Origin of the sequence: Streptomyces sp. NBC_00078, from assembly GCF_026343335.1 — a bacterium.
GTDB lineage: Bacteria > Actinomycetota > Actinomycetes > Streptomycetales > Streptomycetaceae > Streptomyces.
In genome coordinates, this window is sequence record NZ_JAPELX010000001.1 from 1371932 (window position 1) to 1397513 (window position 25582).

Genomic DNA, 25582 nt, shown 5'->3' on the forward strand with positions numbered 1-25582 from the left:
CGCGGTGCGCCGGCATCGACAGCAAAGCGACAGCGCGGTTTTACCCACCTCTGAGCGAGATGGGGTCAAGCTCTCGACTGCGTCTGAACAACCGGTGCGCGCAGCCCGTACCCCCTGACAGATCTGTGAATCTTGATTGGAAGGGAACGTCAGCATGAGCCGCGAATCACTTCCCCCCGTTGCGGGCCCTGCCCGCCGTACCGTCATCGCGGCGGTGGGCGCGGCGGGACTCGCCGTCGCGCTGACCGCATGCGGATCGGACGACGGCTCCTCCGACTCCGCGAACACGCAGGCCGGCGCGAACGCGAGCGGCGGTGACTCCGGCGCGGGCGGCAACGCCTCGTCCGGCTCCGGCGGCACCGCCCTCGCCAAGACCTCCGACATACCGGAGGGCGGCGGAAAGGTCTTCAGTGACCATCAGGTGGTGGTCTCGCAGCCGAAGGCGGGCGAGTTCAAGGCCTTCACGACCATCTGCACCCACCGGCAGTGCCCGATGACGGACCTCCAGGACGACATTCTGGTCTGTGCCTGTCACGGCAGCCGCTTCTCCGTCACCGACGGCAGTGTGAAGCACGGTCCCGCCCTCGAACCGCTGGGCGCCAAGAAGATCACCGTGGACGGGGACTCGATCACGCTGGCCTGATCCGGCGCTGCCGTGTGAGGCAGGCCAGCACCTCGTCCGTGGTCGCGACCGTGGCGACCAGAGCGAGGGTGTGCCGGATCATCGCGGAGGTGTAGTCGGAAGGCACCCCTGCGACGGCATCGGACGGCACTACGGCGGTGTAGCCGCGGTTCACGGCGTCGAAGACGGCGTTCGGGATCGCCACGTTGGCCGAGACACCGGTCACGACCAGTGTGCGGCAGCCCAGGTTGCGCAGCAGGGCGTCGACGTCGGTGCCCTGGATCGGGGACAGCCCGTGCAGTCGTCGTACGACGAAGTCCTCTTCGGTGACCTCGATCGGGGCGGCGACACGCACCGCCGTGGTGCCGGACAACTGCTGGACGGGCAGGCGTCCGGCGGCGCGGAAGAGGCGGGCGTTGCGGTTCGCACCGCGGCCGTCCGGACGGCGCTCCGCGATCGCGTGGACGACCTGGATGCCGCTCTGGTGCGCGGCCGCCACCAGCCGGGCGATGTTGACGAGGGCTCCCGACGAGCGTGCCTCCCGGGCCAGTTCGGGCAACGCGCTGTCCGGGCCGACGACCCCCTGCTGGCACTCGACCGTCAGCAGCACGGTGGCCGCCGGGTCGAGGAGTTCGCTGAGCTGTTCGTACGACGGCACGGTTCCCCCTCGTGGACGGCGGTCCGGAGCGCGCGAGCGTAACGGCCATTGCGTATGGACGGAAGACGTCTCATCCTTTTCTGACGTGATGTCAGAGGATCACTGGAGTTCCTCTGACACGACGTGAGCGAAAGAGGGGGCCGCATGACCGTCACTCAGCGCCGTGGCCGGAAGATCATGATGACGCCGGGCGAGCTGGACGAGTTCCTCGCCATCCAGCGCACCTGCCGGGTCGCCACCGTCTCGGCGGGCGGTGCTCCGCACGTGAGCACCCTGTGGTTCGCCTGGGACGGCACATCGATGTGGCTGTACTCCGTCGTGCGCAGCAAGCGCTGGACGGACCTGCGACGCGATGCCCGGGTCGCGGTCGTGGTCGACACCGGCGAGGAGTACGACGAGCTGCGCGGCGTGGAGCTGTCCGGATCGGTCGAGTTCGTCGGCGAGTTCCCCCGCACCGGGGAGCTGTGTGCCGAACTCGACGTCCCGGAGACGCTGTTCGCCCGGAAGAACTTCAACCTGGAGGAGATGCCGCACGACGGCCGGCACGCCTGGGTGCGGCTGACCCCGGAGAAGATCGTGTCCTGGGACTTCAGAAAGCTGGGTCCGGCGTAGTCCCGCCCGGTCAGCCGACCTGCCGCGCCGCTTCCTGCAACGCCTCCACCGCCGCCCGGATCGACGGGCGGCGGTCCGCGTCCGCGCGCCAGACGGCGCGGATCTGCCGGCGCACCGACTGGCGCACGGGCACGGCCCGCACGCCCTCGGGGAGCGGACCGCGCCCCAGCCTCGGCGCCACGCACACCCCGAGGCCCGCGCCGACCAGGGCGAGCTGAGTGGGGTGCTCCTCGGCGCGGTGGGCGACGCGCGGCTCGATGCCCTTGGAGCGCAGTGTGTGGATCAGCCACTCATGGCAGAACTCGCTCTCGCCCCAGGTGATCCAGTCGTCGTCGGCGAAGTCCTCCAGGTCCACCTCGGCCCGGTCCGCGTACGGGTGGTCCGAGGGCATCGCCACGTCGGCGGTGTCGTCGAGGATGACGGCCTTGGCGAGCCCGTCGGGCACCGGCAGCGGCCGGTTGTACCAGTCGAGGACGACGGCCAGGTCCAAATCACCGCGCATGACGGCGAGTACGGCGGGCTCGGGCTCCATCTCCCGCGAGGTGACGCGCAGACCAGGATGCACCGAGCGCAGCCGGGACAGCGCGGCCGGGAACAGACCGCGCGCCGCGGTCGGGAACGCGGCCAGCCGCAACTCCCCCACCACTTCACCGCGGTGAGCCTCCAGGTCCGACTGGGCGAGTTCGACCTGCGACAGGATGCGTGCCGCGTGCTCGGCGAGCAGGCGGCCCGCGTCCGTGAGCCGCACACCGCGTCCGTTCTTCGCGAGGAGCTGCTGGCCGATCTCGCGCTCCAGCTTGGACATCTGCTGGGAGACCGCCGACGTCGTGACGTGCAGCCCCTCGGCGGCACCGCTGACGGAGCCGTGCCGGGCGAGGGCGTCGAGGGTGCGCAGACGCTCCAGATTCAACATGTAAGCAATGCTACGACATGGCCGATGAGAAAACTCGATTGTGCTACGACGTAGTCTGCAGCATCGTTACGACCATGACCACCGCGACCGCGCCCCGGACCCCCGTCCGCGCCTCCGCCCGCCGCCCCGCTCTCGACTGGCGTGTGCGCTTCGGCGTCCTCTCCGCGATCTGGGGCTTCAGCTTCCTGCTGATCAAGGTCGGCACGGAGGGATACGCACCCTTCCAGGTCACCCTGGGGCGGCTGGTGTTCGGGACGGCGGTGCTCGCGGTGGCGATGACGGTGAAGCGGGAGCGGCTGCCGCGCGGGGCGCGGACGTGGGGGCACCTGGCGGTCGCCGCCTTTCTGCTGAACGCGTTGCCCTTCTCGCTGTTCGCCTACTCCGAGCTGACGATCCCCTCCACGCTGGCGGGTATCTGCAACGCGACCTCGCCGCTGTGGGGCATGGCCCTGTCCCTGGTCGCCCTCTCCGAGGACCGGCCCACGCGGGTCCGTGTCGCGGGTCTCGGTCTCGGGTTCCTCGGCGTTCTGACGGTCCTCGGCGCGTGGCAGGGATTCAGCGGCCTGGACGCCAGGGGCACGGCGATGGCTCTGCTGGCGTCGCTGAGCTATCCGATCGGCTGGATCTACGTCCGCCGGACCCTGGCCGGGAGTGGGCACTCCCATCTGTCCATGACGAGTGCGCAGTTGTTGCTGGCGACAGGACAACTTGCCGTCGTCACACCGTTGTTCACGTCGTTCCCGGTGCGTTTCCCTCCGGTGCCGCTGCTTGCGATCGCGACACTGGGGGCGCTCGGGACGGGCCTGGCCCTCCTCATCCAGTACGGGCTGGTCGCCGAAGTCGGGCCGACGACGGCGCAGATGGTCACCTACTTCATTCCGGTCATCGCCACCGCGGCGGGGGTTGCGATCCTCGGTGAGTCGCTGAGATGGTCGACTCCGGTCGGGGCGGTGGTGGTGCTGGCCGGGGCGGCACTTACTCAGGCTCGGCGGGGCGCCTGAAGGTGCGGATACCAGGGCCGCAGGCACGAGGGCGGACGCCAGAGCCGCAGGCACGGGCGGAATGTGAGGCGGCTCGTCGCACCCTCCATGCCGCGAAGCCGCGCATCGATACAGCCCCGCGCCCCTTGACCCACCGCTGCCGCCTATACCGCCGCTACCTCCGCCGCTGCTAGACGTAAGTCCGGGTCGACGGTGGGACCAAGGCTTCGGCGATCGCGTCCGCCAAGGGGCCGGCCTCCTCCGGCGCAAGGGTCGCGACCGTGACCCGGATGCCCGGCCGGGCACTCATCCTGAAGCGGGCACCCGGGGCCACCGCCCACCCTCCGTGCAGCAGGCGGGCGACGGCGCCGGTTTCGTCGGGCACCGGGATCCAGACGTTCAGGCCGCTGCGGCCGTGGGCCTCGACGCCGCGTTCCGCGAGGGCGTCGATCAGCAGGTCCCGGCGGCTGCGGTAGGCCGCCGCCACCGTGCGCGTGTCGAGTACGCCGTCGGCCCACAGCCGTACGACGGCACGCTGGATGACACGGCTGACCCAGCCGGGGCCGAGGCGGTGCCGGCCGGCCACCCGGTCGACGGTGACGGGGTCGCCGGCGAGGACCGCGAGGCGCAGGTCGGGGCCGTAGGCCTTGGCGACCGAGCGCACGAACGCCCAGCGCCGGGTGACGCCGGCGAGGGGGTGGAGGGGGAGGTCGACGATGCCGTGGCCGTGGTCGTCCTCGACGAGGAGTGTCTCCGGGTGCTCACGGAGTACGGCGCGTAGGGCACGCGCGCGGGTGGCGGTCACCGCGGCGCCGGTCGGGTTCTGTGCGCGGTCCGTGACGATCAGGGCGCGTGCACCGGCCTCCAGGGCCCGCCGTACGTCGGAGGGGAGCGGCCCCTCGTCGTCCACCCCCACCGGCGCCGTGCGCAGCCCGACCGCCGGGACGAGGTCCAGCAGGCTGCCCCACCCCGGGTCCTCCACGGCGACGGTGTCCCCCGGCTTGAGATGTGCCGCGAGCACGCGCTCGATGGCGTCCAGTGAGCCGGACGCGAGGGTCAGTGGACCCTCCGGCACCCCGTCGGCGTCCAGTGCCGCGCGCGCGATCCGCGCCAACTCCGGCTCCACGAGGGCGTCTCCGTACAGCACGGGCTCCCGGTCACCCTGCTCACCCGCCGCCGCGAACGCCTTCGCCAGCGACGGCAGCAGCGCCGGATCGGGGTTGCCGTTCGCCACGTCCCGCACCCCTTCCGGCACATCCATGCGGACGTGGTCGCGCCCGGTGGTGGCCGGCTTGGACCGCACCCGGCTGCCCCTGCGCCCGGCCGTCTCGATGACCCCACGCTCCCGCAGGATCCGGTACGCGGACGCGACCGTATTGGCGTTCACGCCCAGCTCGACCGCCAACTCCCGCATCGGCGGCAGCAGTTGACCCGGTTCCAGCTCGCCGGACCCCACCGCACGCTCGACGCTCGACGCAATCTCCGCTGCGCGTCGCCCTTCGATCCGATATCCTTCTAGCACAAACAAGATTATGCACTAGTGCAATACACTTCGCAACACGGACAGCAGCAACGCGCAGAGCAACGGAGATCGCAATGCAGGGGACCCAGCCACAGCCGACGTCGCAGCCCACCGCCTACACGCCGACCGACCGCACCGTCCCCACCCGGTCCGCGGAGCGGGCGTCGTACGACAAGGACCTCGTCCACGCGATACTCGACGAGGGCTATGTCTGCCATCTGGGCTTCGTCCGCGACGGGGCGCCGGTGGTGCTGCCGACGCTGTACGGGCGGGTCGGCGACCGGCTGTACGTGCACGGCTCGACGGGCTCGCGGCCGCTGCGGATGACCGGCCAGGCCGACCCCGGGCTCCCGGTGTGCCTGACGGTCACCCACGTCGACGCACTCGTCCTCGCCCGCTCGGCCTTCCACCATTCGATCAACTACCGGTCCGTGGTGGTGCACGGGATCGCACACGACGTGACGGAGCCCGAGGAGAAGCGGGCGGCCCTGGACGCGCTGGTGGACCATGTCGTGCCGGGCCGGGCGGCCGACTCCCGGCCCGCGAACAAGAAGGAACTGGCGGCCACCGCCGTGATCCGGCTCGACCTGAACGAGGTCTCCGCCAAGCTCCGCACGGGCGGCGTGAACGACGAGCCCGAGGACCTCGCCCTGCCGCACTGGGCCGGCGTCGTCCCGCTGAGGAAGGGCCATGAACTCCCGGTGCCCGACGCCGGCCTGGCACCCGGCACCGAGCTGCCCGGCTATCTGGCGGTGCGGTGATGCTGATCCATCCCTGGGACGCCGCTCGCGACGACGACGAGTGGCAACAGTGGCTCTCCGTCCACGACTTCGGGCAGCTCGCTGTCAACGGCCTGCCGGGCGAGCCACCGTACGTCCAGCCGCTCCACTTCCTGTACGACGCCGAGCGCGGCGAGGTCCTCACCCACCTCGCCCGGCCCAACCCCCTGTGGCCCGCACTGGAGGCGAACCCGGACGTCGTACTGAGCGTGGTCGACGACTACGTGTATGTCCCCGGCCCCTGGCAGGCCCCGCCGGACGCCCAGTCCGAGCACGGCACACCGACGAGTTTCTACGCGGCGGTCCAACTCCGTTGCCGGGCCCGTGTGGTGGACGACCCGGCGAAGACCGGGGTGCGGGGGCCCGGCTGAGGCGGGGGGTGCGGGGGCCGGGGCCGGCCCCCGCACCCCCCGCCTCAGCCGAGCACCAGGTCCTTTGTCGCCGCGCCCCGCGCCTCCGCCAGGGCCAGCCCCACGACCGAGCCGAGCATCAGCAGTGTGCCCGCCACGGTGGCCGCGGTGAGCCGTTCACCGAGCAGGGCGACCGCCAGGATCGCCGCACCGACCGGCTCCAGCAGCATGATCACGGACACGGTGGCTCCGACACCGGTGACACCCACCCGCAGCGCCCTGCGGCCGAGCGGCTCGCGTACGACGGTGCGGACGCGCGGGCGCAGGAGGCTGGCGGCGAGCAGGAGGACGAGGCCGCCCGCGCAGCGCCAGAAGGAGAGGGCGGAACAGCCCATGTCACTGGTCCGGTAGACCAGGGAGGCGGTCGCGCCCGCGGTGCCCCAGGCGACACCGGCGACGATTAGGAAGAGCAGGCCTCGCCCGACGGGCAGGCCAGAAGCAGCATTCGACACGAAGGGTCTCCGCAGAGTGCAGAAGTTCGGAAGGGCCCGGCGTCAGCGGGGCCGTGGACTTCTTCTGCGGGCAGCACCGTCCACCCGACCAGGTCGGGCGTGGATTCCGGAGGCCCGCCTCAGGCGGCCGGAGGCGGAAGAACGAGTGCGTTCGGGTGCATGATCGCGCAGCCTATGCGGCGGTTTCGCGGGAGGACGACTGCCTTTCCGGGCCGCCGCTCGCCACCGGCTCCGAAGACGCCTTGGCGGGTGCCGACGACTGCGCGATGAGGGCGCCCGCCAGGACGACCGCGCCGCCGACGATCTGCGGCGCCGAGAGGTGCTCGCCGAGCAGTACCCAGGCCAGGACGGTGGCGACGACCGCTTCGAGGCAGGCCACGACGCCCGCGACCTGCGGCGAGAGCCTGCGCACCGACAGCACACCGGTGACGTACGCGAGGACTGTGGCGACGACGACGATCCAGGCCAGCAGGGCGAGGGCGGATACCGGGGTGCCGTCCATCTGCGCGGTGCCCGTCAGCACGGACCAGTCCATGGTCCAGGGGCGGGCCACAGCGGTCAGGACGAGGGCGCCGATCAGCAGGCCGTACGCGATGACGCCGAGCGGGTCGGGCGCGTCGTCGCCGGCGTCGCTGCCCTGGTCGGACAGGACGAAGTAGCCGACCTGGCAGCCCGCGGCGCCGAGCGCGAGCAACAGGCCCACGGCGTCGAAGCTCAGTCCCGACCAGACCTCGACGACGCAGGCGAGCCCGCCTACCGCGAGGAGCACGCCGAGCGCGGCGGCACGCGTCACCGGGCGGCGCTGCACGAACCGGACCCAGCCGAGGACGAGGGCGGGCGCGAGGTACTCGACGAGCAGCGCGACCCCGACGGGTATCCGGGAGATCGCCGCGAAGTAGCAGGCCTGCACACCGGCCACGGCGAGCAGTCCGAACCCGGCGAGCAGTGCCGGGCGGCGACGCAGCAGGGCGTGGTGACGCACGGCGACCGGCAGCATCACCAGGGCCGCACCGGCCACGCGCAGCCACACCACGTGGAGCGGGTCGAGCCCCGCCTCGATCAGCGGCTTCGCCGCGACACCGGATCCGCCGAAGGCGAGCGCGGACCCGAGGGCGAGACCCAACCCGACACCCTTGCCGCTGCCGCTGCCACTGCCGTTCCGGCCGCCCCGCCGGCTCTCAGACGTATGCACCGGCACATGATGACAGTCCACGACAGGAGCGTCACCCTCAATGACACCTGTCTCATTGACTGGACGAGCCTCACTTCCCGGCAACGTCCCCTGCCCCGGCGGTCCGCGACGGCTCAGCGGCTCGGCCGGCCCCTCTGTGGGTGTCGTTCCTCGATGCGGGCCAGCACGGCGCTCGTCTCGATACCGGCCCGGCCGAGGACCTCGACGGCCCGCGCCTGTGGGTCGACGACGATCGCGGCGAGGAGGTCGATCCCGGTGGCCGGTTCGGGGCCACGGGCGGCGGCGCGGTCGCAGGCGTGGTCCATCGCACCCGCGGCCAGCGGCGAGAAGGTCTCGGACTCCGTCACCACGGGTACGGCGCCCGAGTCCTCGACGGAACCCTGCCAGCGCAGGCCGTAGCCGATGCTGCGCTGCACCAGGTAGCCGAGCAGCCGGGCGATCTCGGGCCCGTCGTCGAAGACGCTCCGCACCTCGGGGTCGTTCTCCACGAGCGAGTGCAGCAGATGGGCCGTGTCGATCTGGCGGTCCCCGCCGCGTACGGCCCGGCGGCGGGCACCGGACACCACCGCTGCCAGTTCGGCAGTGAGCCTGGCATCGTTGTCCGCGCGGGGACCGACGGCCTGCTCGCCGAGCGACTGCGGAGGGATACGGGGTTGCACATCCCCAACCCCATCAGTCTCTTCGCCTCCGGTCATCCCCGAGGGGAAGCATTTCGGCGTCCCACAGAGAGTGGACTCGGCGAGCTGGAATCTCCTCCTTACGGATGAGATCAGGCCGTTTTCCCCGCTGGGGCGTGCGCAGCCTTGCCGTGCGCCGCGCGCGCAACCACGGCGCGCCCGTCGCACGTCCCCGCAGGTGCATGGAGAGCAGGTCCTGGCTGGTGTCCCTGCCGGCCGTCGACGGCAAGCAGTACGTGTACCGGGTGTACGCCCCGGAGGACGCACTGCCCGCCGACCTGTTCTGGGACGCCTGGCACTGCCACGACGAGAGCGCCTTACCGCGCGCGTGGGATCTCTTCGACGCTGCGGTGATACGCCGGGTCGGCTGAAGCTCCCCACCGCTTCCTTCCGGCATTCCTTCCGGCTGAACCACCCTCCACAATTCCTGACGGTTCATCAGTATTGAATGTTGCGACCCCTGCGGCTACTTTCCGCGACACCGAAGCCCGACACGAAGGGGTGGTCGCATGGCCGAAGTCAGCGCGGAGGCTCGTATCGGGGCCCCCGCCGAGAAGGTGTGGGCACAGCTCACGGACTGGTCCGCGTACGGCGAGTGGAACGCGACCCACACCAGCTTCCCCAAGGGCGGCCCCGACAGCCTCGAAGTGGGCGGGACGTTCCAGGAGAACATGAAGCTCATGGGCTTCCCGGCAGAGGTCGAGTGGACCATCGAGGAGCTGGAACCGGGCCGGGTGTTCGGCACCCGGGGCAAGGGCCCGATGGCCGTGAACGTCGCCAACCGCTACACGCTGACGCCCGACGGCGACGCCACGACCGTGCGCATCGACAGCGAGTTCACGGGCGCCGCCGTCTCGCTCATGGCGGGCAAGCTCAAGGACTCGGCGACGGCCGCGCTGAACGAGTCGCTGCGAAAACTGGCCGGACTGGTGGCCTGAGGCCGCGCGAACAGCGCAGAGAGCGCAGACACGAAGGCGCCCCGTGGATCGCTCCACGGAGCGCCTTCCCTCACGGCGGGGAGGCCGCCACCGTCAGTCCTCGTCGGCGAGGATCAGATACAGCTTCTTGCGGGCTTCGTTGATGACGGTCAGCGCCTTCTCGCGCTGCTCCTTGCTGCCGGTCTTCCAGACCTGGCCGAAGGCCTCCATCAGACCGAAGCCGGCCTGACGGATCTCACCGAGCGCCTCGAAGTCGATACCACGGGAGGCTTCCTCCCAGGGCGCGTCCGGGCCCTCGTCGGCCGCCACACGGCCGGACTCGGTGAGTGAGAACAGCTTCTTGCCACCCTCGCTCGCGCTGGCGATCAGGCCCTCGTCCTCCAGCAGCTGGAGAGTGGGGTACACCGAACCCGGGCTGGGCTTCCACGCCCCGCCACTGCGCTCGGCGATCTCCTGGATCATCTCGTAACCATGCATGGGCCGGTCCTTCAGCAGGGCCAGGATCGACGCTCGCACGTCGCCCCTCCGCGCCCTGCCGCGTGGTCCGCCACGCCCTCGCGGGCCCCAGGGGCCCGGACCGAAGCCGGGTCCGCCGAAACCGAAACCGGGGCCCGGACCGCCGCCCGGACCACCCGGCCCGAAGGGGCCGAAGGCGCCACGCCGGCCCTCGAAACCACCCCGACCACGAGAGCCGGGTCCACCGTGTCCACGTTCGAATCCATGGGGACGCATCGCAATCACTCCATTCCATCGTTGATCTGTCGCGATGCGTCAACGATATATCGGAATAGTTCGCATGACAAGGCTCCCAGGGAAGGCGGCTGTGTCCTGCCTCACTCAATCGAGTCGTTTTCTCAACGCACCGAGTGGTTCGGGCTTCTGCCTCAGCGACCTGGTCGCGTGGTTGAGCGTGCCGGGGGCCCTGGAAGCGATGAGGGCAGTGGGTTCACACCGGCGGTCCCGCCAGGGCCTTGATGGCCGGGCGGAGCAACGCGGCGATGTGATCCGCAGAGGCCTCACGAAGCGAGGCCAGGCCGAGGAGCTGGTGGCCGATGGTCACGCCCAGCAACGCGGTGACAAGCAACGCGGCACGCAGTTCGGGATCCTCGGCAGTGGGCAGGGCGGCACCGACGCTGTCGATCTGCCGGCCGAGAGCGGCACGGACGTGATCGGCTGCCGCCTGGTCGGTGAGCATCGACCGGATCATCGCCAGCGTGCCCTCGGGAAGACCGCCGAGCTTGAGGCCGAGGGAGGCCAGCAACTGATCGACGAGCTCGTCGGTGTCAGTTGCCGTCAGCGGGGCGGGCAACGCCTGCACGGCTTGGCCGAACAGCTCACGCTTCGAGCCGAAGTACTGCATGACCAGAGCTGGATCGACGTTCGCCGCGGTCGCCACGGCGCGAATGGTGGTGCGCTCGAATCCCTTCTCGGCGAACAACTCCCGGGCGCTGTCGAGGATGCGCACCTCGGTCGCTCGGCGGCGGTCGGCGCGGGACTGGCGAGGAGTGGACACCGATTCACTCTACAGCCGTTGACCGAACCTCCGGCCGACCCTACGGTGAATGGGTCAACAAGTGTTGAGTGAAGGGAATGACCCCTGTGCCGTCTCTGGACACACCTGCTGTTCGCACCCCTCACGAGGTGCTGACCTGCTACTACCAAGCCATGCTCGACAAGTCGCCAGACGATCTCGCCGATCTCTACGCCATCGACGCGGTGCACGAGTTCCCGTTCACCGCACCCGGCTTCCCTCCGTGTTTCGAGGGTCGTGAGGCCGTGCGCGCCGGATACCGGGCGGCGTGGGGCGCCAGCCCCGCCAAGGTGCAGGAGGTCAGGAGAATCGCGGCCCATGAGACCGCCGATCCGGAAGTGATCATCGCCGAGCATGTCGTGGTGGGAACGCTGCCGACCAAGGCCACCTGGTTCACCGTCCCCGGTCTCCTGATACTCCACGTCCGCAACGGACTGATCACGCGAGTCCGCGACTACATGGACAGCTCAGGAGTCGCCGGCGCCAGGACCTGACTGCCCGACCCGTACAGCGGCAGCCCGGCCTGAGACCGGCAGCAGTCACCCTGTTCGGTCCGACCACCGCACGCCGTGACGACGGAACGTCGCCGGCAGAACCTGCGAATAGGGCGGTCCGTGGGCTGTCAGTGGCCGCGGAACGCCTCTTCCAGCCACCAGGCCCCGTGGTCGCGGGTCACCTTGGCGTCGATGAGGAGAGGTGCCGAGCGCGGTCCGGCGACCCAGTCCCGTACGGCCTTGAGATCGGCCGGCGTTCGGACGGTCACCGCCTCGAAGCCGTAGCCGCGGGCGACGGCGGCGATGTCCGTCTCCGGGAAGGTGACCGTGTCGAGCGGGAAGCCGTCTGGGCCGAAGTGGTGCACCTCCGCTCCATAGGCCTCGTCGTTGTAGACGACGACCACCATCGGCAGGCCGAGCCGGCGCACGGTGTCGAGTTCCACTGCACTCATCAGCGCGCCTCCGTCCCCGAGGGCGGCCACGGGCAGGCGGTCCGGCTGCGCCAGGGCCGCCCCGATCGTCGTCGCGAGGCCGAGGCCGATCGACTGGAAGGCCTGGGTGAAGCAGAACCCGTCCTGGTCGGGGACCGAGAGGTAGGCGCTCGGGTAGCCCATGAAGTTGCCCGAGTCGACGCCGACGACCCGCTCGGCGGGGAGGATGTCGTCGAGCGCGATGCTGAGCGTGCGCGGATCGATCCGCTCCCGGGTGCCCTCGTCCTCGTACGGCACGTCCCGCCACCGTCCCCGCGCGGCGAGGGCTTCGGCGATGCCCGGCGTCCGATAGCCCACATCCCCCTCGCCGCCTGCCTCCAGCGCCCGTCGTGCGATGCGCTCCACGTCTCCGGTGAGGCCGAGAGTGATCTCCCTGTGCGCGCCGAGCGCCTCGGGGTCGTCGTCGACCTGTACGACGGTCGCGTCGGCCCCGATCAGACTGCCGTGCCGCGTGGTCCACATGTTCAGCGCGCAGCCCCAGCCCACGATCAGGTCGGCGCCCTGGATCAGTTCGGTCGCCAGGGGGGAGGCGAAGCCGCCGGACACGTCGAGTGACCAGGGGCTGCCGTGGAACAGGCCCCGGGCGACGGCCGAGGTCGCGAGCAGTGCGCCGTGCCGGTCGGCGAGTGCGGCCAGGGCGTCACGGGCGGCAGGGGTGCGGGCGCCGCGGCCGGCCACGAAGACCGGACGCCGGGAGCGTTCCAGCGCTCGTACCAGATCCGCCACCGCGCTCTGCGACGGCTCGGCCCGCTCCGGTGCGGACAGCGGTTCGGCGTCCGGTGCCACGCCGGCCGGCACGTCGAGGGCCTGCACCTCCAGCGGGAGGTTGAGCAGGACCGTGCGCCGTTCGTGCCGGGCCCTGCGCAGGGCGGCCCTGGCCTGCTCGACCGCGTCGTGCGCTGTCGTCACGCGTGCGGTGACGGCCCCGACGGAGTGCGCCAACACCGCTTGTTCGATACGGAAGTTGGACCGCTGCGCGGTCGCCTCGGCGGCCAGCACGAGCAGTGGCGTGCGGCTCTTGGCCGCCTCGGTGATGCCGGTCAGGGCGTTGGTCAGGCCGGGCCCCTGGTGGACGCTGAGCGCGGCGACCGAGCCGCTCGTGCGGGCGTACGCGTCGGCCATGGTCGCCGCGCCGCCCTCGTGCCGTGCGGCGACGAACCGGGCGCCGGCCGCCACCATCGCGTTGGTCAGATGGAAGTTGCCCGAGCCGACGACGCCGAAGACGTGGTCGATCCCCGAGGCGGTCAGCGCCCGTCCGACGGCTTCGGCGACCTTCATGACCGCTCCACCAGAGCGAGCACGCGCGCGGGTGCACCGGATCCGGAGACGATGGGCAGCGGCCCCGCGATGACGAGGGCGCCGGTCGGGGGCAGTGCCGCGAGGTTCTGCAGCTGGGTCAGCCCGTACTTGTCGGCGCCCAGAAGGTAGGAGTGGCAGGGGAACGGGGGCTCGAAGGAGTGCGCACGGCCCGCGTCCGTGCCGACCGTCTCCGTGCCGAATCCGCGCACCGGTGACTCCTCGGCCACCCAGCGCGCGCATTCCGGTGACAGACCGGGCGTGTGCGGGCCGTTCTCGTCGACGTTGAGGAACGCCTCCTGTGACGCGGAGCGGGCGTCCCAGCCGGTGCGCAGCAGCAGCCAGCCCCCGTCGGGCAGGGGCCCGTTGTCGGCCTCCCAGGTCTTGATGTGGTCCACCTGGACCAGGAAGTCGGGATCCTTCGCGGCCTGCGCGGAGAAGTCCAGCACGGCCGCCGGTGCGATCAGCCGGCCCGCCGGCACCGACGCCACGTCGGAGAGGTCCTTTCCGGTGACCCAGTGGACGGGTGCGTCGAAGTGGGTGCCTGTGTGCTCACCGCTGCGGAAGTTGTTCCAGTACCAGGCCGGGCCACGGTCGTCGTAGCGGCTGATCTCCTCCAGTTCGAAGACCTGGGTCTGGCCGAACTGGGGCGGCAGCTGGATCACGGGGGTGGACGACGACAGCGGCGACGTGAGGTCGACGACCTCGATCGAACCACTGCGCAGCGCGGACAGCAGAGCGGCGAGCACGGACGGCTGGGACATGACGGCCTCCTGGCGGAGTCGGACTGTCAACGCCTGCGTGTACAGGGTGTCAGCCGACGGCCGGTTCTCCGAGCCCTGTGGCTCGGTCGGACGCACGGGCCGGGTGCGCCTCCCGTGCGGGAGGCGCCCGGCGTGGGAGGCGCCCGGCGTGGAAGGCGCCCGGCGCAGGAGGCGCACCGCGCAGGAGGCGCACCGCGCGGCGGTCCTCCTCTGCTCGGGGCGAGTGAGCCGTCCGGGCGAACGGCACGCCGAAATCGGTCCAGCTTCCCGGAATTGGCCTTTTCCGAAGGGCCGCGGCAGCGCCTAGCGTCAGAGCATGCGCATCCGAATCGTCGACGCCTTCACCGACCGTCCCTTCGGCGGCAACCCCGCCGGTGTCCTGCTCCTCGACGCCTTCCCGGACGACGAGCGGCTGCAGAAGATCGCCCTGGAGGTCAACCACGCCGAGACGGCTTTCGCGCACCGGCTGCCGGAGGGCGGGGAGGCCGACTGGGCGCTGCGCTGGTTCACTCCGGCCAGCGAGGTCAATATGTGCGGCCACGCGACGCTCGCCACCGCCCACGTCCTGCACACCACCGGCGCCCACGAGGGCACGGCGCGCTTCGCCACCCGCAGCGGTGTTCTCGTCGCGACGCCCCGGGAGGACGGCTCCATCACCATGGACTTCCCGACGGCACCGCTGACGCCGGTCGCGGTCCCTGCGGGGGTCGCCGAGGCGCTGGGCACCGAGCCGCGTGCCGCCTTCGACACCGGCCCGAACATCGGCGACCTGGTCCTGGAAGTCACCGACGAGAAAACGGTCCGCGCCCTCGCCCCCGACCTCAGGGCACTCGCCCCCCACTCCAAGCGCGGCATCATCGCCACCGCGCGCGCCGAGGACCCGTCCCGGGGCTACGACTTCGTCTCCCGCTGCTTCTTCCCGAACGTCGGTATCGACGAGGACCCGGTCACCGGCAGCGCCCACACCGCCCTCGCCCCGCTCTGGTCCGAGCGGCTGGGCCGCCCCGACCTCACCGGACTGCAGGCCTCGTCCCGCTCCGGCTACGTCCGCACCGAGCTGCGCGGCGACCGCACGCTGCTGAGCGGACGCGCGGTCACCGTCATCGAGGGCGAGCTGCTGGTGTAGCCGCGCCTCACGCCGTCGGCAGCCAGCCCACCTTGCCGGCCAGCAGCGCGTATCCCACGAACGCCCCGATGTCGAGCAGGGAATGCGCGACCACCAGGGGACCCACCCGGCCCCACCTGCGGTACAGGTACACGAACACCACGCCCATCACCATGTTGCCGACGAAGCCGCCGATGCCCTGGTAGAGGTGATACGAGCCACGCAGTACGGAACTGGCTACCAGGGCGGTGCCGGGCGTCCAGCCCAACTGCCCCAGCCGGCGCAGCAGATATCCGACGACGATGACCTCTTCGAGGATCGCGTTCTGCATCGCCGAAAGGATCAGCACCGGGTACTTCCACCACACGTCGGGCAGTGCCTCCGGTACCACCGTGAGGTTGAAGCCCAGCCCGCGTGCAGCCAGGTAGAAGGCGATTCCGGTGCTGCCGATCACTGCCGCGATCGCCGCCCCGCGACCAAGATCCGGCCACGGCCTGGTGCGGTCGAACCCGATGGTGCGCAGGCCTTCGCCCTCGCGCAGCAGGAAGTGCGCGACGAGCGCGACCGGCACCAGAGCCGTGGCGATGCCGAACAGCTGCCAGGCGAGATCGAGCCAGGGGCGGCCCGGCGCGGCCGAGGCGTTGAGGGTGGCCGCCTGGTCCTTGAGACCGCCGGGCTTCGTGACCGATCCGACAAAGCTGATCAGGGCGGACAACCCACTCGCGCCGAGTGAGAGCGCCAGAACGAGCAGTGTCTCGTCACGGAGAATCCGCCGCGAAGGACGTTCCGGCGGAAAAGAGTCCGCCACCGGGCCCGCCTCTGCCTGCACACCTGCCTCCAGTTGAGTGATCCAGCCTCATCCCCACCACCACCGCCCCGCTACCACCTCGAATGAAGTGACGAAAATCGTGCGCTCGGCCGTCAGGGGGACGGACGCCGTACGGGGCGTACCTCCCTTTCTGCATGCCATACGGCCGCATCGCGGCACGAGGTTCAACAGGGAGGGGCGCCACCGTCATGGGACGTCACAGCTTGCCCGATCAGTATGGGGCGGGCGGCAGCGACCCCCGTCCACGCGCGCGCCGCCGCACCGGGCCGTTGCGACGGTGCTCGTCCCTCACCGTCGCCGGCGGCAAAGCGGGCGCGGTCAAGGCGGGCTGCTCTCGTTCGGTACGCCGGCCGGGACGAGGCCGAAGGGCTCGCCAAGGTGACCGGTGGCTCGGGCCGGCCGGTCAGGAGCCCCTCCCAGATCCAGTCGGTGATCCCGAAGGTGATCGCGGCGATCGCGGCGGTCGCGGCGGTCGCGGCGAAGGGCGACGACTGGTCCTGCTGCTCCGGCTGGTCCGGCTGGTTGTGCCGCGTGCCGCTCAGCCCAGGGGTACGGGTTCCGGCAGGCCCACCGGCCAGGTGTGCACCGGCTCCCCGATGCGCATCAGCTCGGCGTACCGCCGGGTCGTGGCCGCCAGTGCGGCATCCCGCGAGTGGCCCGCCTCCAGAGCCCGGTGGAAGGTCGCCGCCTGCCAGGACGCGCCGTTGACCCGGCGCCGGCAGCGCTCGTCGATGACACCGAGGTACAGATCCCGGTCGGCGGGTTCGACCCCCCACGCGTCCAGGCCCGCCTCGGCGAGCGGCAGGAGTTCGTCGCGCACGAGGCTCACCGCGTCGACCTGTGTGATGCCGCCGTACCGTCCGCGCCGCGGCCACTGAAGGCGGGCGTCGATGCCGTGTTTGCACGCGGCGTCGAAGTTCGCGGCGGCCGCCTCGAAGGGCAGCCGGGTCCATACGGGCCGCGGCTCCTCGGCGAGGGCGCGGACGAGGCCGTAGTAGAACGCCGCGTTGGCGACGACGTCGGTGACGGTGGGCCCGGCGGGCAGTACGCGGTTCTCGACCCGCAGGTGCGGGACGCCGTCGGCGATGCCGTAGACGGGGCGGTTCCAGCGGTACACCGTGCCGTTGTGCAAGACGAGTTCGGCGAGCTTCGGGATGCCGCCCGCGTCGAGGACCTCAAGGGGGTCCTCCTCGTCGCAGATCGGCAGCAGCGCCGGGTAGTAGCGCAGGTTCTCCTCGAAGAGGTCGTACGCCGAGGAGATCCATCGCTCCCCGAACCAGGTACGCGGGCGCACCCCTTGGGCCTGGAGCTCCGGCGGGCGGGTGTCGGTGGACTGCTGGAAGAGCGGGGGCCTGGACTCGCGCCACAGCTCACGGCCGAACAGGAAGGGCGAGTTGGCGCCGACCGCGATCTGGGCGGCGGCGACGGCCTGAGCGGCGTTCCACACGTCGGCGAAACGGCCCGGGGTGACCTGAAGGTGCAGTTGCACGGAGGTGCAGGCGGCTTCGGGCGCGATGGACTTCGAGGTGCAGGTGAGGTGCTCCACGCCGTCGATGTCGAGGGCGAAGTCCTCGCCGCGGGCGGCCGTGATCTGTTCGTTGAGCAGCGCGTAGCGGTCGACGTCGGAGAGGTTGGAGGAGACCAGGTCGTCCCGGTCGAGAGTCGGCAGAATGCCGATCATCACGATTCCCGCATCCACCTCGCCCGCTTTTCTGTGGGCATATGCCAGCGACGTCCGAAGTTCCTCCGCGAGACGGTCGAATACGCGCCCGCCCAAAGGGTGTGGGGCTATGTTGACTTCCAGATTGAACATGGCGAGTTCTGTTTGGAAATCGCGGCTCGCGATCCGTTCGAGGACCTGCGCATTGAGCATTTTCGGCATGCCGTCGCGGCCGGCCAGATTCAGTTCGATCTCCAACCCCATGAGGTTCTTCGGGCGATCGAACCGCTTCTGTTCCAGGAGCCGCTCCAGTCCCGACAGGCACCGCCGGAGCTTGTCGCGATAGTGCTGCCGATCGGACAGGTCGAACCGCCCTGCCACGACCTTCTCCCCCATCGACGTGTCCCTCCTACGATCAGCGGCCCCAGCGGGCCTGCCCGGCGCATCGTCGGCCGGTCTCGGGTCACGTGGGATGATGCCCAGCCTCGGCGATCAATAACGTCCCCACGCGGGCCCACCGCCCGCTACGCTGACGAAAGTGACCGGAGGCACATTCGCCAGGCATGGACACGCCGCAGTTTCCGGCCGACGACGCACTCGTGAAAAACGCCGACGAGAATTGGCCGACCGCTTCCGGGGTATTTCCCGAGGTCACCGGCGTAAGCTCGGACCGGAATCGGGACGATTCCCACGTTTCGCTGACTGCATACACCCTTGCCGAGTGCACCGGAAACGGTTAGACGAAACACGGTCTGAACACATGTCGTATAAACTCCGCACACAAGACAGAGGGTTGGCGCCCGCGGTCATGGAACCTGCCGTCGAGGTGACGTGAGGCACGCCTCACTCACACTCCTCGTTCCCCCGCCCGGCCCCTTCCCCTCTGGCCCCGTGAGCAGACAGCGCCGTCCGCCCCCGCCCTCGCGCCACTGTGCCTGTCGAATGAGAGGCGACCCACCATGCCGCTGCATGTCCCCCCGGCTCCCGCGCCCGCCCTTCGCACCGTCCTCACCGCTCTCGGTTCACCGACTGCGGTACGCGAGGCCCGAACTCCCTCCCTTCTGCACTCCCAGGGGCCCTGCACACCCGAACTCCCGTTGCCCGTACACGTACTGGACCGGCTCACCCCCGCGGGCGAAACCGCCACCCGGCTGGCCGGGTGGCGCTTCCTGATCCGCTGCGGCGAGCGCGCGGTGGCCGCGGCCGACACCATGCTGACCCCCGACGGCTGGGCGTTCTCGCACTTCTTCGAGGGGCCCTACATCGCCTCCACCGAGCGCGCCCTGCGCCAGGCCGAGGCGATGAAACAGCCCTACCAGCCCCGCCTGCTCTCGGTACCCAGTCTGTACATGCTGACACTGTGGCTGCACGGCGACTGCACGGCGGACGGTGCCGCCGGCCACCCCGCCGCCACAGACCTGCTCGTCCCGCTGGCGCCGGCACCTCCCGGCATCGCGGCTCACCGCCCGCACCGCGTCGCCGAACTGCTCCCGGTCCTCACCCATCGGGCGACTCCCGCCCCGCTGCTCATCTCGCCCGCCTGAACGCCACCTTCGCAAGGTCCTTCGTACCCCGCCCCGGAATTCCGAGGCGGGGTACGACGCTTTTCCTCCGCTTCTCCTTCTCGCCTCTCCCTCCGCTTCTCCTCCGCAATTCGCTCGTACGAGCTATTAACTGCTCGTACGAGCCCGAAAGCGCCGCTGACCTGTAAGGACTAGCCCTATCCGGCCACGGGGAACCACCCGAATTGACAGTGCAGTTGGACTGAACCGTCCGCGTGGGTGATGCGTCCTCAACCTGTGAGAAGCGGTGCCGCGAAATCCCTGCGGATCGACGCCCGTGGGGCAACACTGGGACTGGACCGACTTATCACTACGGGGGGCGGCCATGAACGGAGCTTCAAGCCGCGGGACAGAAACGACAGCCATCCCACTCATCACGACAGAGCGAAAGATCCCATCAATGTGCCAGCACCAGCCACCGTGTCCGACAGCCCACTCCGCCGACCGGGAATCCGCCCGACTTGTGGCGCATCACCCGGAGCAGGGGTGGAGCCTGCTGTGCAACGGCGTTCTGCTCTTCGAGGACACCGGTGAGCTCCTGCCCGACGGCCAGATCATCGCCCCGCACCGTCAGGTGATGACGGCCGCCTGAGCGGCACCGGGCGGGGGTGAGTCACCGCCCGGAGACTTGAGGGGCCGGTCGCGAGGACACGCTGCGGACCGGCCCCGACGCATGTCCGGAGGGGATCACTCCGTGTAGTTCCGTGTGTCTGCTGCGGTCATCGTCCCGGCGTTTCGAGGCACATGTCGATGGAGGTGGGGGAACTGGCAGCAGGCGAGGCCGTCACCGAGGGAGCGTCCGAGGCCCGCGGCAAGGTCACCATCAGGGAGATCGCCCGGCGGGCCGGGGTCTCGGTGCCGACCGTGTCCCGGGTGGTCAACGGCCGGTCCGACGTTGCGCCGCAGACCCGCGCCCGGGTCGAGGACCTCCTGCTCCGGTACGGCCACCGCAAGCGCGCCGCCGCCTCCGGCTCCCGTGCGGCCCTGCTCGACCTGGTCTTCAACGACCTCGACAGCCCCTGGGCGGTGGAGATCATCCGGGGTGTCGAGGAGGTCACGCACGCGACCGGGACCGGCGTCGTGGTGTCGGCGATCCGCGTCCGCTCGGGGGGCGCCCGCGCGTGGATGCGCAATCTCCGGGCCCGCGCCTCCGACGGCGTCATCCTCGTCACCTCGGCGCTGGAGCCGGTACTGCGCGAGGAGCTGCGCGCCCTGGGCGTCCCGCTGGTGGTCGTCGACCCGGCGGGCTCCCCCGCCCTCGACGTCCCCACGATCGGCGCCGCCAACTGGTCGGGCGGCATGGCGGCCACCGGGCATCTGCTGTCGCTGGGGCACCGCAGGATCGGCCTGATCACGGGCCCGCCCGGGCTGCTGTGCTCACGGGCCCGGTTCGACGGCTACCGTGCCGCGCTGGAGGGCGCGGGCCTCACGCCGGACGAGTCCCTCGTCGTCCCGGGCGACTTCCACCCCGAGTCCGGCTTCACCGGCTGCAACAGGCTCCTGGACCTGCCTCGGCCGCCGACCGCCGTGTTCGCGGCCGGCGACCAGATGGCACTCGGTGCGATCGAGGCACTGCGCCGCCGGGGCCTCAGGGTGCCGCAGGACATGAGCCTGGTCGGATTCGACGACCTTCCGGAAGTCCGCTGGTCGGCCCCACCGCTGACCACGATCCGCCAACCGCTCGCCGACATGGGCAAGTGGGCCGCTCGCACGGTGCTGCTCCTGGCGCGCGGCGAACAGCCGGACTCCCCGCGCGTGGAACTGGGCACCGAGCTGGTGGTGCGGTCCAGCACCGCACCCCCGGCACGCCGTCGAACTACCGGAGAGCCTCCCTGATCGCGAAGTACGCCGCCTTCGGCCGGAGTTGCTCGTCCCAGGGGAGCGCGGCCCCCTCCCCGGGGAAGACCGCCGGGATCCACGAGTACTTGTCGGTGTAGTCCCACACCGTGATGCCCACGCACCGCCGCACCGCGAGGCACGCCTTGGTCAGGTCCCGGTACCACGCGGCCTGCGTCGCCAGCTTGGCGTCGTCCGCGGGCAGGGCCATCCGTACGTCGACCTCGGTGAGCGCGGTGTCGAGGCCGAGCCGGGAGAAACGTCGGAGGTTGTCCTCCAGAGTGGTCGGATAGCCGTACTGGAGAGCCAGATGGGCCTGGAGGCCGATGCCGTCGAGCGGGACGTGCCGCGCCTTGAGGTCCTTGGCCAGCTGGTAGTAGGCGTCGCTCTTGGGGCCGACCGCCTCGATGTTGTAGTCGTTGAGGTACAGCCTGGCATGCGGGTCTGTCTGGTGGGCCCAGCGCAGGGCGTCGGCGATGTAGCCGGGGCCGAGCGTCTTGTACCAGATGGTCTCGCGGTAGGTGCCGTCCTCGTTGAACGCCTCGTTGACGACGTCCCAGGAGTAGACCTTGCCGCGGTAGTGCCGGACCTCGGTCTGGATGTGCTTCTTCAGTACGGCCCTCAGCTCGTTTGCCGTCCACTCCCGGCCGGTCAGCCAGCTGGGCAACTGGCTGTGCCAGACCAGAGTGTGGGCGCGGACCTTCTGATGGTTCTGCCGGGCGAGGCCGACGATCTCGTCGCCGTTGGTCCAGTCGAAGACGCCCTGTTGGGGCTCGGTGGCGTACCACTTCATGCCGTTGCCGGGCGTGATCATGTCGAACTCGCTGCCGAGCAGGCCCGTGTAGGCGGTGTCGGTGAGTTCGGGGTTGTCGGTGGCGCTGCCGAAGTAGCGGCCGTGGCGCTGGGCCAGCTCCGCGAGTGTCGGCTTCTTGGAACTCGCCTGGGCCGTGGGGCCGGTGGCGAGGCCGGCGACGACCAGGGCGGCCGCGAGTGCTCCGGCGAGTCTGAGCCGGGTGGTCTTGCGCATGGTGCGACTCCTCACGTGCTGTGGTGTGGGGCCGTACGTCCGCGGGCGCGCGCTCATCCCTTCGTGGCGCCGGCGGTGAGGCCGCCGACGAGCTGGCGCTCGGCGACCGAGTAGAAGGCGAGGGCGGGAACCATCGCGAGGACGAGGTAAGCGAAGACACGGGCGTACTCCGTCGAGTACTGGCCCTGGAACTGCGCGACGCCGAGGGGCAGGGTCCACCACCTGGAGTCGGTGAACACCAGCAGCGGCAGCATGAAGTTGTTCCAGCTGGCGACGACGGCCAGCACCGAGACGGTGCCGAGCGCGGGCCGCGCCATGGGCAGCAGCACCCGCCAGAAGAACCCGAAGGGGCTGCAGCCGTCGAGGGTGGCCGCCTCCTCCAGCTCGCCCGGGATCTGCCGGAAGAAGGCCCGCAGGATGATGATCGTCATCGGAAGTCCGTAGGCGGCCTGCGGGAGGATCACGCCCAGCGGGTTGTCCAGCAGGTCCAGCTGGCGCAGCAGCAGGAACAGCGGCAGTGCGGCCACCGCGAAGGGGAACATCAGCCCCATCGTGAAGAAGGTGAACAGCAACTCCCGCCCCCGGAAGGCGAACCGGGCGAAGGAGAAGGCGGCGAGCGCGGAGACGGCGACCACGAGCACGGCCGTCGCCACGGCGATCAGCGTGCTGTTGCCGAGCAGCCGCCAGAAGTCGCCCGAGACGATGATGTCGGTGTAGTTGCCGCTCAGCCAGTGCTCGGGCACCCCGAACGGGTTGCGGGAGAGCTCGTCGGTGGACTTGAAGCCGGACACGACGGCGTACACCACGGGTACGAGCATCACCACGCCCACGGCCACGAGGATCACGTGCAGCGGCAGAGTGCGTACGGCCTTGCGGTTCACGTGCCGGCCCCCCTCATCGTCGTGGTGGCCCCTTCGAGGTCGCGGCGGAGCACGAACCGCTGGTAGGCGAGGGCGAAGACGAGGCAGATGCCGAACATGACCACGCTGATCGCGCTGGCGTAGCCGACCTGGTAGCGCTTGAAGCCGTACTGGAACATGGTCACGGCCATCGTCTCGGAGTGGTGGTCGGGGCCACCCTGGGTGACCACCCACACCAGGTCGAAGAGCTGGATGGACCCGATGACCGACAGGAAGACGCTGACGCGCAGGGTGGGCGCGAGCAGCGGCAGGGTGACGTTGCGGAACCGCTGCCAGGCGTTCGCGCCGTCAATCAGCGCGGCTTCCGTCAACTCGGCCGGGATGGCCTGGAGTCCGGCCAGGTAGAGCATCATGTGGAAGCCGAAGTACTTCCACATCATGACGAGGAAGAGCGTCGCCATGACGTAGGAGGGGTCGGCGAACCACTCCCCGCCCAGACCGTCCAGGCCGATGCTGCCGAGCACGTGGTCGGCGAGCCCGTCGTCCGGGGCGAAGACCATGCTGAACAGGACGCCGGTGATGGCCTCGGACAGGACGTACGGCGCGAAGAACAGCAGCCGGTACACGGCCCGGCCGCGCAGCCGCTGGTTGAGCGCCACCGCCATGGCGAGTGCGAAGGGCAGCTGCAGCACGAGCGACAGGACGACCAGGACCAGGCAGCGCCACAGGTCGCCCAGAAAGACGTCGTCCTGGAACAGCCGGGTGAAGTTGTCGCCGCCGATGTAGTCGGAGGGCATGCCGAAGCCGCCCCAGCGGAAGAAGGCGACGTACAGGGCGAACAGCATCGGGAGCAGGACCAGCCCGATGAACAGGACCAGAGCCGGCACCTGGAAGCCGACCGCGGTCAGCCAGTTCACCAGGCGCCGCCGGGCCCGCCCCCGCGCGAAGTCCGCGGCCGGGGGCGGGAGTCCGACGTCCGGGCCGCGCCGCTTGTCCGGAAGGAACGTGGAGGTCATCGGCGGCTACTGCTCTTCCTTCGCGGTCTTGGTGATCGACTGGGTGACCTGCTCGGGCGACTTGGAGCCGGCGATCAGCGCGGCGACGCTGTCGTTGATCTCCTGGCCGAGGGCAGGGGCGTAGGCCTGGTCGAGGTAGAGCTGGAAGCCGGTGGCGGCCTTCAACTGTGCCTGTACGGCCTTGGTGTTGGGGTCGGTGAGCGCCTTCTCCGCGCCCGGGACGATGGGCAGCGTCTTGGTCTTCTTGACGAGTTCCACGTCGGTGGACTCGGAGGCGAAGAACTTCAGGAAGTCGACGGCGGCCTGCGGTGCGCCCTTGCGCAGGGCGTGCCCGCCGCCGCCACCGAACACCTCGGTGATCGCGCCCTTTCCGCCCTCGACCGCCGGGAAGGGGAAGAAGCCGAGGTTCGCGCCGAGCCCCTTGCCCGCGTCGGCCTCCACCACCGGTGCCCACTGGCCCATGAGCTCCATGGCCGCCTTGCCGTTGCCGACGGCCGCGGCCTGTCCGGTCGGGGTGGAGTAGGCGGCTCCGAGGAACCCCTTCTGGAACGGCTGGAGTTGGACCAGCTCCTTCAGGTGCTGTCCGGCCTGGACGAGTCCGGGTCCGGTGAAGTCCTTGTCGTCATTGGCCTTCTGCAGAGCGTCGATGCCGGCCGTGCGCATCGCGAGGTAGGCCCAGAAGTACATGCCGGGCCACTTCTCCTTGCCGGCGAGGGCGAGGGGGGTGATTCCCTTGGCCTTGAGCTTCTTCACGGCGTCGAGGAAGCCGCTCCAGGTGGTCGGGGCCGCGGCGATGCCGGCCTGCTTGAAGAGCGCCTTGTTGTACCAGAAGCCGATCATTCCGATGTCGAAGGGGATCGCGTACGTCTTGTTGTCGAGGATGTAGGCCTGCTTCGAGACGGGCAACAGGGTGTCGGCCCACGGCTTGGTCCTGTCGGTGATGTCCTCGACGAGCCCTGCGTCCACCTGCTGTTGGAGGACGCCGCCACCCCAGGTGTGGAAGATGTCGGGGAGCTTGCCGGAGGCGGTCAGCGCCGTCATCTTCGCCTTGTAGGCGTCGTTCTCCAGCTGGACGATCTTTATCTTCACCTTGGGGTTCTGGGCCTCGAACTTCTTGGCCAGACCCGCCCAGACGGTCTTCGTCGGCTCGGTTGTGGAGATGTTCCACCACTCGACGGTGGTCGTCCCGTCCGACGACCCTCCGTCCGAGTCGCCGCCGCACGCGCTCAGTGCCGTCATGCCCAGACCGGCTGCGGCCGAGGCCGCCAGGAAGCCGCGGCGGGACAGTGCCCGGTCGACCATCATGCGCTCCTTGGGTAAGGACGGCGTGTTCACGACCGCCCGCTGGGACCGAAT

Annotated in this window: 27 protein-coding genes and 1 pseudogene; 12 read left to right on the top strand and 16 right to left on the bottom strand. The window is 70.3% G+C overall.

Translation table 11 applies throughout. From position 1 onward, the window contains the following. Positions 1–154 precede the first annotated feature (154 nt). On the top strand, positions 155–643 hold the full coding sequence (locus OOK07_RS06370; RefSeq protein ID WP_266795440.1) for a Rieske (2Fe-2S) protein: 489 nt from the start codon (positions 155–157) through the stop codon (positions 641–643). On the opposite strand, the gene OOK07_RS06375 is transcribed toward OOK07_RS06370, so the two are convergent. After that, positions 630–1280: a cysteine hydrolase family protein gene (locus tag OOK07_RS06375; RefSeq protein WP_266795441.1), complete on the bottom strand. Its 651-nt coding sequence runs from the start codon at positions 1278–1280 to the stop codon at positions 630–632. The genes OOK07_RS06370 and OOK07_RS06375 overlap by 14 nt on opposite strands. Before the next feature lie 144 nt (positions 1281–1424). Here OOK07_RS06375 and OOK07_RS06380 point away from each other — a divergent pair, with 144 nt between their 5' ends. Further along, positions 1425–1892, top strand: a complete 468-nt coding sequence (locus OOK07_RS06380) for a pyridoxamine 5'-phosphate oxidase family protein (RefSeq protein WP_266677734.1) — start codon at positions 1425–1427, stop codon at positions 1890–1892. A 10-nt stretch (positions 1893–1902) separates the two neighbouring features. Here the strand turns inward: OOK07_RS06380 and OOK07_RS06385 are convergent, their stop codons facing one another. Further along, a complete protein-coding gene (locus tag OOK07_RS06385) occupies positions 1903–2805 on the bottom strand; it encodes a LysR family transcriptional regulator (RefSeq protein WP_266677736.1) in 903 nt (300 codons plus the stop codon). Positions 2806–2879: 74 nt separating this feature from the next. On the opposite strand from OOK07_RS06385, the gene OOK07_RS06390 reads away from it, so the two are divergent. Then, positions 2880–3806 (top strand): DMT family transporter, encoded by a 927-nt coding sequence (locus OOK07_RS06390; protein ID WP_266795442.1) that lies wholly within the window; start codon positions 2880–2882, stop codon positions 3804–3806. Between the two features lie 169 nt (positions 3807–3975). On the opposite strand, the gene OOK07_RS06395 is transcribed toward OOK07_RS06390, so the two are convergent. Beyond that, complete coding sequence (locus OOK07_RS06395; protein WP_266795443.1) at positions 3976–5307, bottom strand: aminotransferase class I/II-fold pyridoxal phosphate-dependent enzyme; 1332 nt, start codon at positions 5305–5307, stop codon at positions 3976–3978. A 74-nt stretch (positions 5308–5381) separates the two neighbouring features. Between OOK07_RS06395 and OOK07_RS06400 the strand changes: the two genes are divergently transcribed. After that, complete coding sequence (locus OOK07_RS06400) at positions 5382–6068, top strand: pyridoxamine 5'-phosphate oxidase family protein (RefSeq protein ID WP_266795445.1); 687 nt, start codon at positions 5382–5384, stop codon at positions 6066–6068. Further along, positions 6068–6433 (top strand): annotated as a pseudogene (locus OOK07_RS06405) (FMN-binding negative transcriptional regulator); the annotation flags it as partial. The gene OOK07_RS06400 and the pseudogene OOK07_RS06405, both read left to right, overlap by 1 nt. A 68-nt stretch (positions 6434–6501) precedes the next feature. On the opposite strand, the gene OOK07_RS06410 reads toward OOK07_RS06405, so the two are convergent. From OOK07_RS06410 to OOK07_RS06420, 3 genes are all read right to left on the bottom strand, one after another. After that, complete coding sequence (locus OOK07_RS06410; protein ID WP_266795447.1) at positions 6502–6948, bottom strand: EamA family transporter; 447 nt, start codon at positions 6946–6948, stop codon at positions 6502–6504. Positions 6949–7120: 172 nt separating this feature from the next. Then, complete coding sequence (locus OOK07_RS06415) at positions 7121–8146, bottom strand: EamA family transporter (protein WP_266795448.1); 1026 nt, start codon at positions 8144–8146, stop codon at positions 7121–7123. Between the two features lie 107 nt (positions 8147–8253). After that, positions 8254–8799: a Clp protease N-terminal domain-containing protein gene (locus tag OOK07_RS06420; protein ID WP_266795450.1), complete on the bottom strand. Its 546-nt coding sequence runs from the start codon at positions 8797–8799 to the stop codon at positions 8254–8256. 200 nt (positions 8800–8999) lie between these two features. On the opposite strand from OOK07_RS06420, the gene OOK07_RS06425 reads away from it, so the two are divergent. Together OOK07_RS06425 and OOK07_RS06430 are read left to right on the top strand one after the other, a co-directional pair. Then, a complete protein-coding gene (locus tag OOK07_RS06425; RefSeq protein ID WP_266677748.1) occupies positions 9000–9188 on the top strand; it encodes a hypothetical protein in 189 nt (62 codons plus the stop codon). A 138-nt stretch (positions 9189–9326) separates the two neighbouring features. Next, a complete protein-coding gene (locus OOK07_RS06430; protein ID WP_266677750.1) occupies positions 9327–9755 on the top strand; it encodes a type II toxin-antitoxin system Rv0910 family toxin in 429 nt (142 codons plus the stop codon). Between the two features lie 93 nt (positions 9756–9848). On the opposite strand, the gene OOK07_RS06435 is transcribed toward OOK07_RS06430, so the two are convergent. Continuing rightward, complete coding sequence (locus OOK07_RS06435; protein WP_266795452.1) at positions 9849–10487, bottom strand: PadR family transcriptional regulator; 639 nt, start codon at positions 10485–10487, stop codon at positions 9849–9851. A gap of 214 nt (positions 10488–10701) precedes the next feature. Then, positions 10702–11268: a TetR/AcrR family transcriptional regulator gene (locus OOK07_RS06440; protein WP_266677754.1), complete on the bottom strand. Its 567-nt coding sequence runs from the start codon at positions 11266–11268 to the stop codon at positions 10702–10704. 77 nt (positions 11269–11345) lie between these two features. Here OOK07_RS06440 and OOK07_RS06445 point away from each other — a divergent pair, with 77 nt between their 5' ends. After that, a complete protein-coding gene (locus tag OOK07_RS06445) occupies positions 11346–11780 on the top strand; it encodes a nuclear transport factor 2 family protein (protein WP_266795453.1) in 435 nt (144 codons plus the stop codon). A gap of 128 nt (positions 11781–11908) precedes the next feature. On the opposite strand, the gene OOK07_RS06450 is transcribed toward OOK07_RS06445, so the two are convergent. Together OOK07_RS06450 and OOK07_RS06455 are read right to left on the bottom strand one after the other, a co-directional pair. Further along, positions 11909–13549 (bottom strand): thiamine pyrophosphate-binding protein, encoded by a 1641-nt coding sequence (locus OOK07_RS06450; RefSeq protein WP_266795455.1) that lies wholly within the window; start codon positions 13547–13549, stop codon positions 11909–11911. Continuing rightward, positions 13546–14331, bottom strand: a complete 786-nt coding sequence (locus OOK07_RS06455) for a cyclase family protein (protein ID WP_266795456.1) — start codon at positions 14329–14331, stop codon at positions 13546–13548. The genes OOK07_RS06450 and OOK07_RS06455 overlap by 4 nt, the downstream gene beginning before the upstream one ends. Before the next feature lie 316 nt (positions 14332–14647). Between OOK07_RS06455 and OOK07_RS06460 the strand changes: the two genes are divergently transcribed. Then, positions 14648–15457, top strand: a complete 810-nt coding sequence (locus OOK07_RS06460) for a PhzF family protein (RefSeq protein ID WP_266677762.1) — start codon at positions 14648–14650, stop codon at positions 15455–15457. Between the two features lie 7 nt (positions 15458–15464). Here the strand turns inward: OOK07_RS06460 and OOK07_RS06465 are convergent, their stop codons facing one another. Both OOK07_RS06465 and OOK07_RS06470 read right to left on the bottom strand, forming a co-directional pair. After that, a complete protein-coding gene (locus OOK07_RS06465; RefSeq protein WP_266677764.1) occupies positions 15465–16265 on the bottom strand; it encodes a CPBP family intramembrane glutamic endopeptidase in 801 nt (266 codons plus the stop codon). Between the two features lie 538 nt (positions 16266–16803). Beyond that, entirely contained in the window at positions 16804–18321 is a 1518-nt protein-coding gene (locus OOK07_RS06470) for a glutamate-cysteine ligase family protein (protein WP_266795457.1), read from the bottom strand. 563 nt (positions 18322–18884) lie between these two features. On the opposite strand from OOK07_RS06470, the gene OOK07_RS06475 reads away from it, so the two are divergent. The 3 genes from OOK07_RS06475 to OOK07_RS06485 all read left to right on the top strand — a co-directional run bounded on the left by OOK07_RS06475 (position 18885) and on the right by OOK07_RS06485 (position 21323). Next, the gene (locus OOK07_RS06475; RefSeq protein WP_266677766.1) at positions 18885–19469 is read left to right on the top strand and encodes a hypothetical protein; all 585 of its coding nucleotides are present in this window, start codon (positions 18885–18887) and stop codon (positions 19467–19469) included. 418 nt (positions 19470–19887) lie between these two features. After that, on the top strand, positions 19888–20079 hold the full coding sequence (locus OOK07_RS06480) for a DUF5999 family protein (RefSeq protein ID WP_323178073.1): 192 nt from the start codon (positions 19888–19890) through the stop codon (positions 20077–20079). 158 nt (positions 20080–20237) lie between these two features. After that, positions 20238–21323, top strand: a complete 1086-nt coding sequence (locus tag OOK07_RS06485) for a LacI family DNA-binding transcriptional regulator (RefSeq protein ID WP_266801905.1) — start codon at positions 20238–20240, stop codon at positions 21321–21323. On the opposite strand, the gene OOK07_RS06490 is transcribed toward OOK07_RS06485, so the two are convergent. From OOK07_RS06490 to OOK07_RS06505, 4 genes are read right to left on the bottom strand one after another with little or no spacing between them, the layout of a single operon-like run. After that, a complete protein-coding gene (locus OOK07_RS06490) occupies positions 21304–22350 on the bottom strand; it encodes an endo-1,4-beta-xylanase (RefSeq protein ID WP_266795459.1) in 1047 nt (348 codons plus the stop codon). The genes OOK07_RS06485 and OOK07_RS06490 overlap by 20 nt on opposite strands. Positions 22351–22403: 53 nt before the next feature. Continuing rightward, positions 22404–23168, bottom strand: coding sequence for a carbohydrate ABC transporter permease (locus tag OOK07_RS06495; RefSeq protein WP_266801906.1), 765 nt, complete (start codon positions 23166–23168; stop codon positions 22404–22406). 59 nt (positions 23169–23227) lie between these two features. Further along, positions 23228–24226, bottom strand: coding sequence for a carbohydrate ABC transporter permease (locus tag OOK07_RS06500; protein ID WP_266677774.1), 999 nt, complete (start codon positions 24224–24226; stop codon positions 23228–23230). A 6-nt stretch (positions 24227–24232) separates the two neighbouring features. Next, positions 24233–25528, bottom strand: a complete 1296-nt coding sequence (locus OOK07_RS06505) for an extracellular solute-binding protein (protein WP_266683375.1) — start codon at positions 25526–25528, stop codon at positions 24233–24235. Positions 25529–25582: the final 54 nt, after the last annotated feature.

What these genes read in the sequence shown, in the direction of transcription:
- OOK07_RS06370 (WP_266795440.1), top strand. Translation starts at nt 155, where the DNA reads ATGAGCCGCGAATCACTTCCCCCCGTTGCGGGCCCTGCCCGCCGTACC.
- OOK07_RS06380 (WP_266677734.1), top strand. Translation starts at nt 1,425, where the DNA reads ATGACCGTCACTCAGCGCCGTGGCCGGAAGATCATGATGACGCCGGGC.
- OOK07_RS06385 (WP_266677736.1), bottom strand. Translation starts at nt 2,805, where the DNA reads ATGTTGAATCTGGAGCGTCTGCGCACCCTCGACGCCCTCGCCCGGCAC.
- OOK07_RS06390 (WP_266795442.1), top strand. Translation starts at nt 2,880, where the DNA reads ATGACCACCGCGACCGCGCCCCGGACCCCCGTCCGCGCCTCCGCCCGC.
- OOK07_RS06400 (WP_266795445.1), top strand. Translation starts at nt 5,382, where the DNA reads ATGCAGGGGACCCAGCCACAGCCGACGTCGCAGCCCACCGCCTACACG.
- OOK07_RS06425 (WP_266677748.1), top strand. Translation starts at nt 9,000, where the DNA reads ATGGAGAGCAGGTCCTGGCTGGTGTCCCTGCCGGCCGTCGACGGCAAG.
- OOK07_RS06430 (WP_266677750.1), top strand. Translation starts at nt 9,327, where the DNA reads ATGGCCGAAGTCAGCGCGGAGGCTCGTATCGGGGCCCCCGCCGAGAAG.
- OOK07_RS06435 (WP_266795452.1), bottom strand. Translation starts at nt 10,487, where the DNA reads ATGCGTCCCCATGGATTCGAACGTGGACACGGTGGACCCGGCTCTCGT.
- OOK07_RS06445 (WP_266795453.1), top strand. Translation starts at nt 11,346, where the DNA reads ATGACCCCTGTGCCGTCTCTGGACACACCTGCTGTTCGCACCCCTCAC.
- OOK07_RS06450 (WP_266795455.1), bottom strand. Translation starts at nt 13,549, where the DNA reads ATGAAGGTCGCCGAAGCCGTCGGACGGGCGCTGACCGCCTCGGGGATC.
- OOK07_RS06455 (WP_266795456.1), bottom strand. Translation starts at nt 14,331, where the DNA reads ATGTCCCAGCCGTCCGTGCTCGCCGCTCTGCTGTCCGCGCTGCGCAGT.
- OOK07_RS06460 (WP_266677762.1), top strand. Translation starts at nt 14,648, where the DNA reads ATGCGCATCCGAATCGTCGACGCCTTCACCGACCGTCCCTTCGGCGGC.
- OOK07_RS06470 (WP_266795457.1), bottom strand. Translation starts at nt 18,321, where the DNA reads ATGGGGGAGAAGGTCGTGGCAGGGCGGTTCGACCTGTCCGATCGGCAG.
- OOK07_RS06475 (WP_266677766.1), top strand. Translation starts at nt 18,885, where the DNA reads ATGCCGCTGCATGTCCCCCCGGCTCCCGCGCCCGCCCTTCGCACCGTC.
- OOK07_RS06480 (WP_323178073.1), top strand. Translation starts at nt 19,888, where the DNA reads ATGTGCCAGCACCAGCCACCGTGTCCGACAGCCCACTCCGCCGACCGG.
- OOK07_RS06485 (WP_266801905.1), top strand. Translation starts at nt 20,238, where the DNA reads ATGGAGGTGGGGGAACTGGCAGCAGGCGAGGCCGTCACCGAGGGAGCG.
- OOK07_RS06490 (WP_266795459.1), bottom strand. Translation starts at nt 22,350, where the DNA reads ATGCGCAAGACCACCCGGCTCAGACTCGCCGGAGCACTCGCGGCCGCC.
- OOK07_RS06495 (WP_266801906.1), bottom strand. Translation starts at nt 23,168, where the DNA reads ATGCTCGTACCCGTGGTGTACGCCGTCGTGTCCGGCTTCAAGTCCACC.
- OOK07_RS06500 (WP_266677774.1), bottom strand. Translation starts at nt 24,226, where the DNA reads ATGACCTCCACGTTCCTTCCGGACAAGCGGCGCGGCCCGGACGTCGGA.
- OOK07_RS06505 (WP_266683375.1), bottom strand. Translation starts at nt 25,528, where the DNA reads ATGGTCGACCGGGCACTGTCCCGCCGCGGCTTCCTGGCGGCCTCGGCC.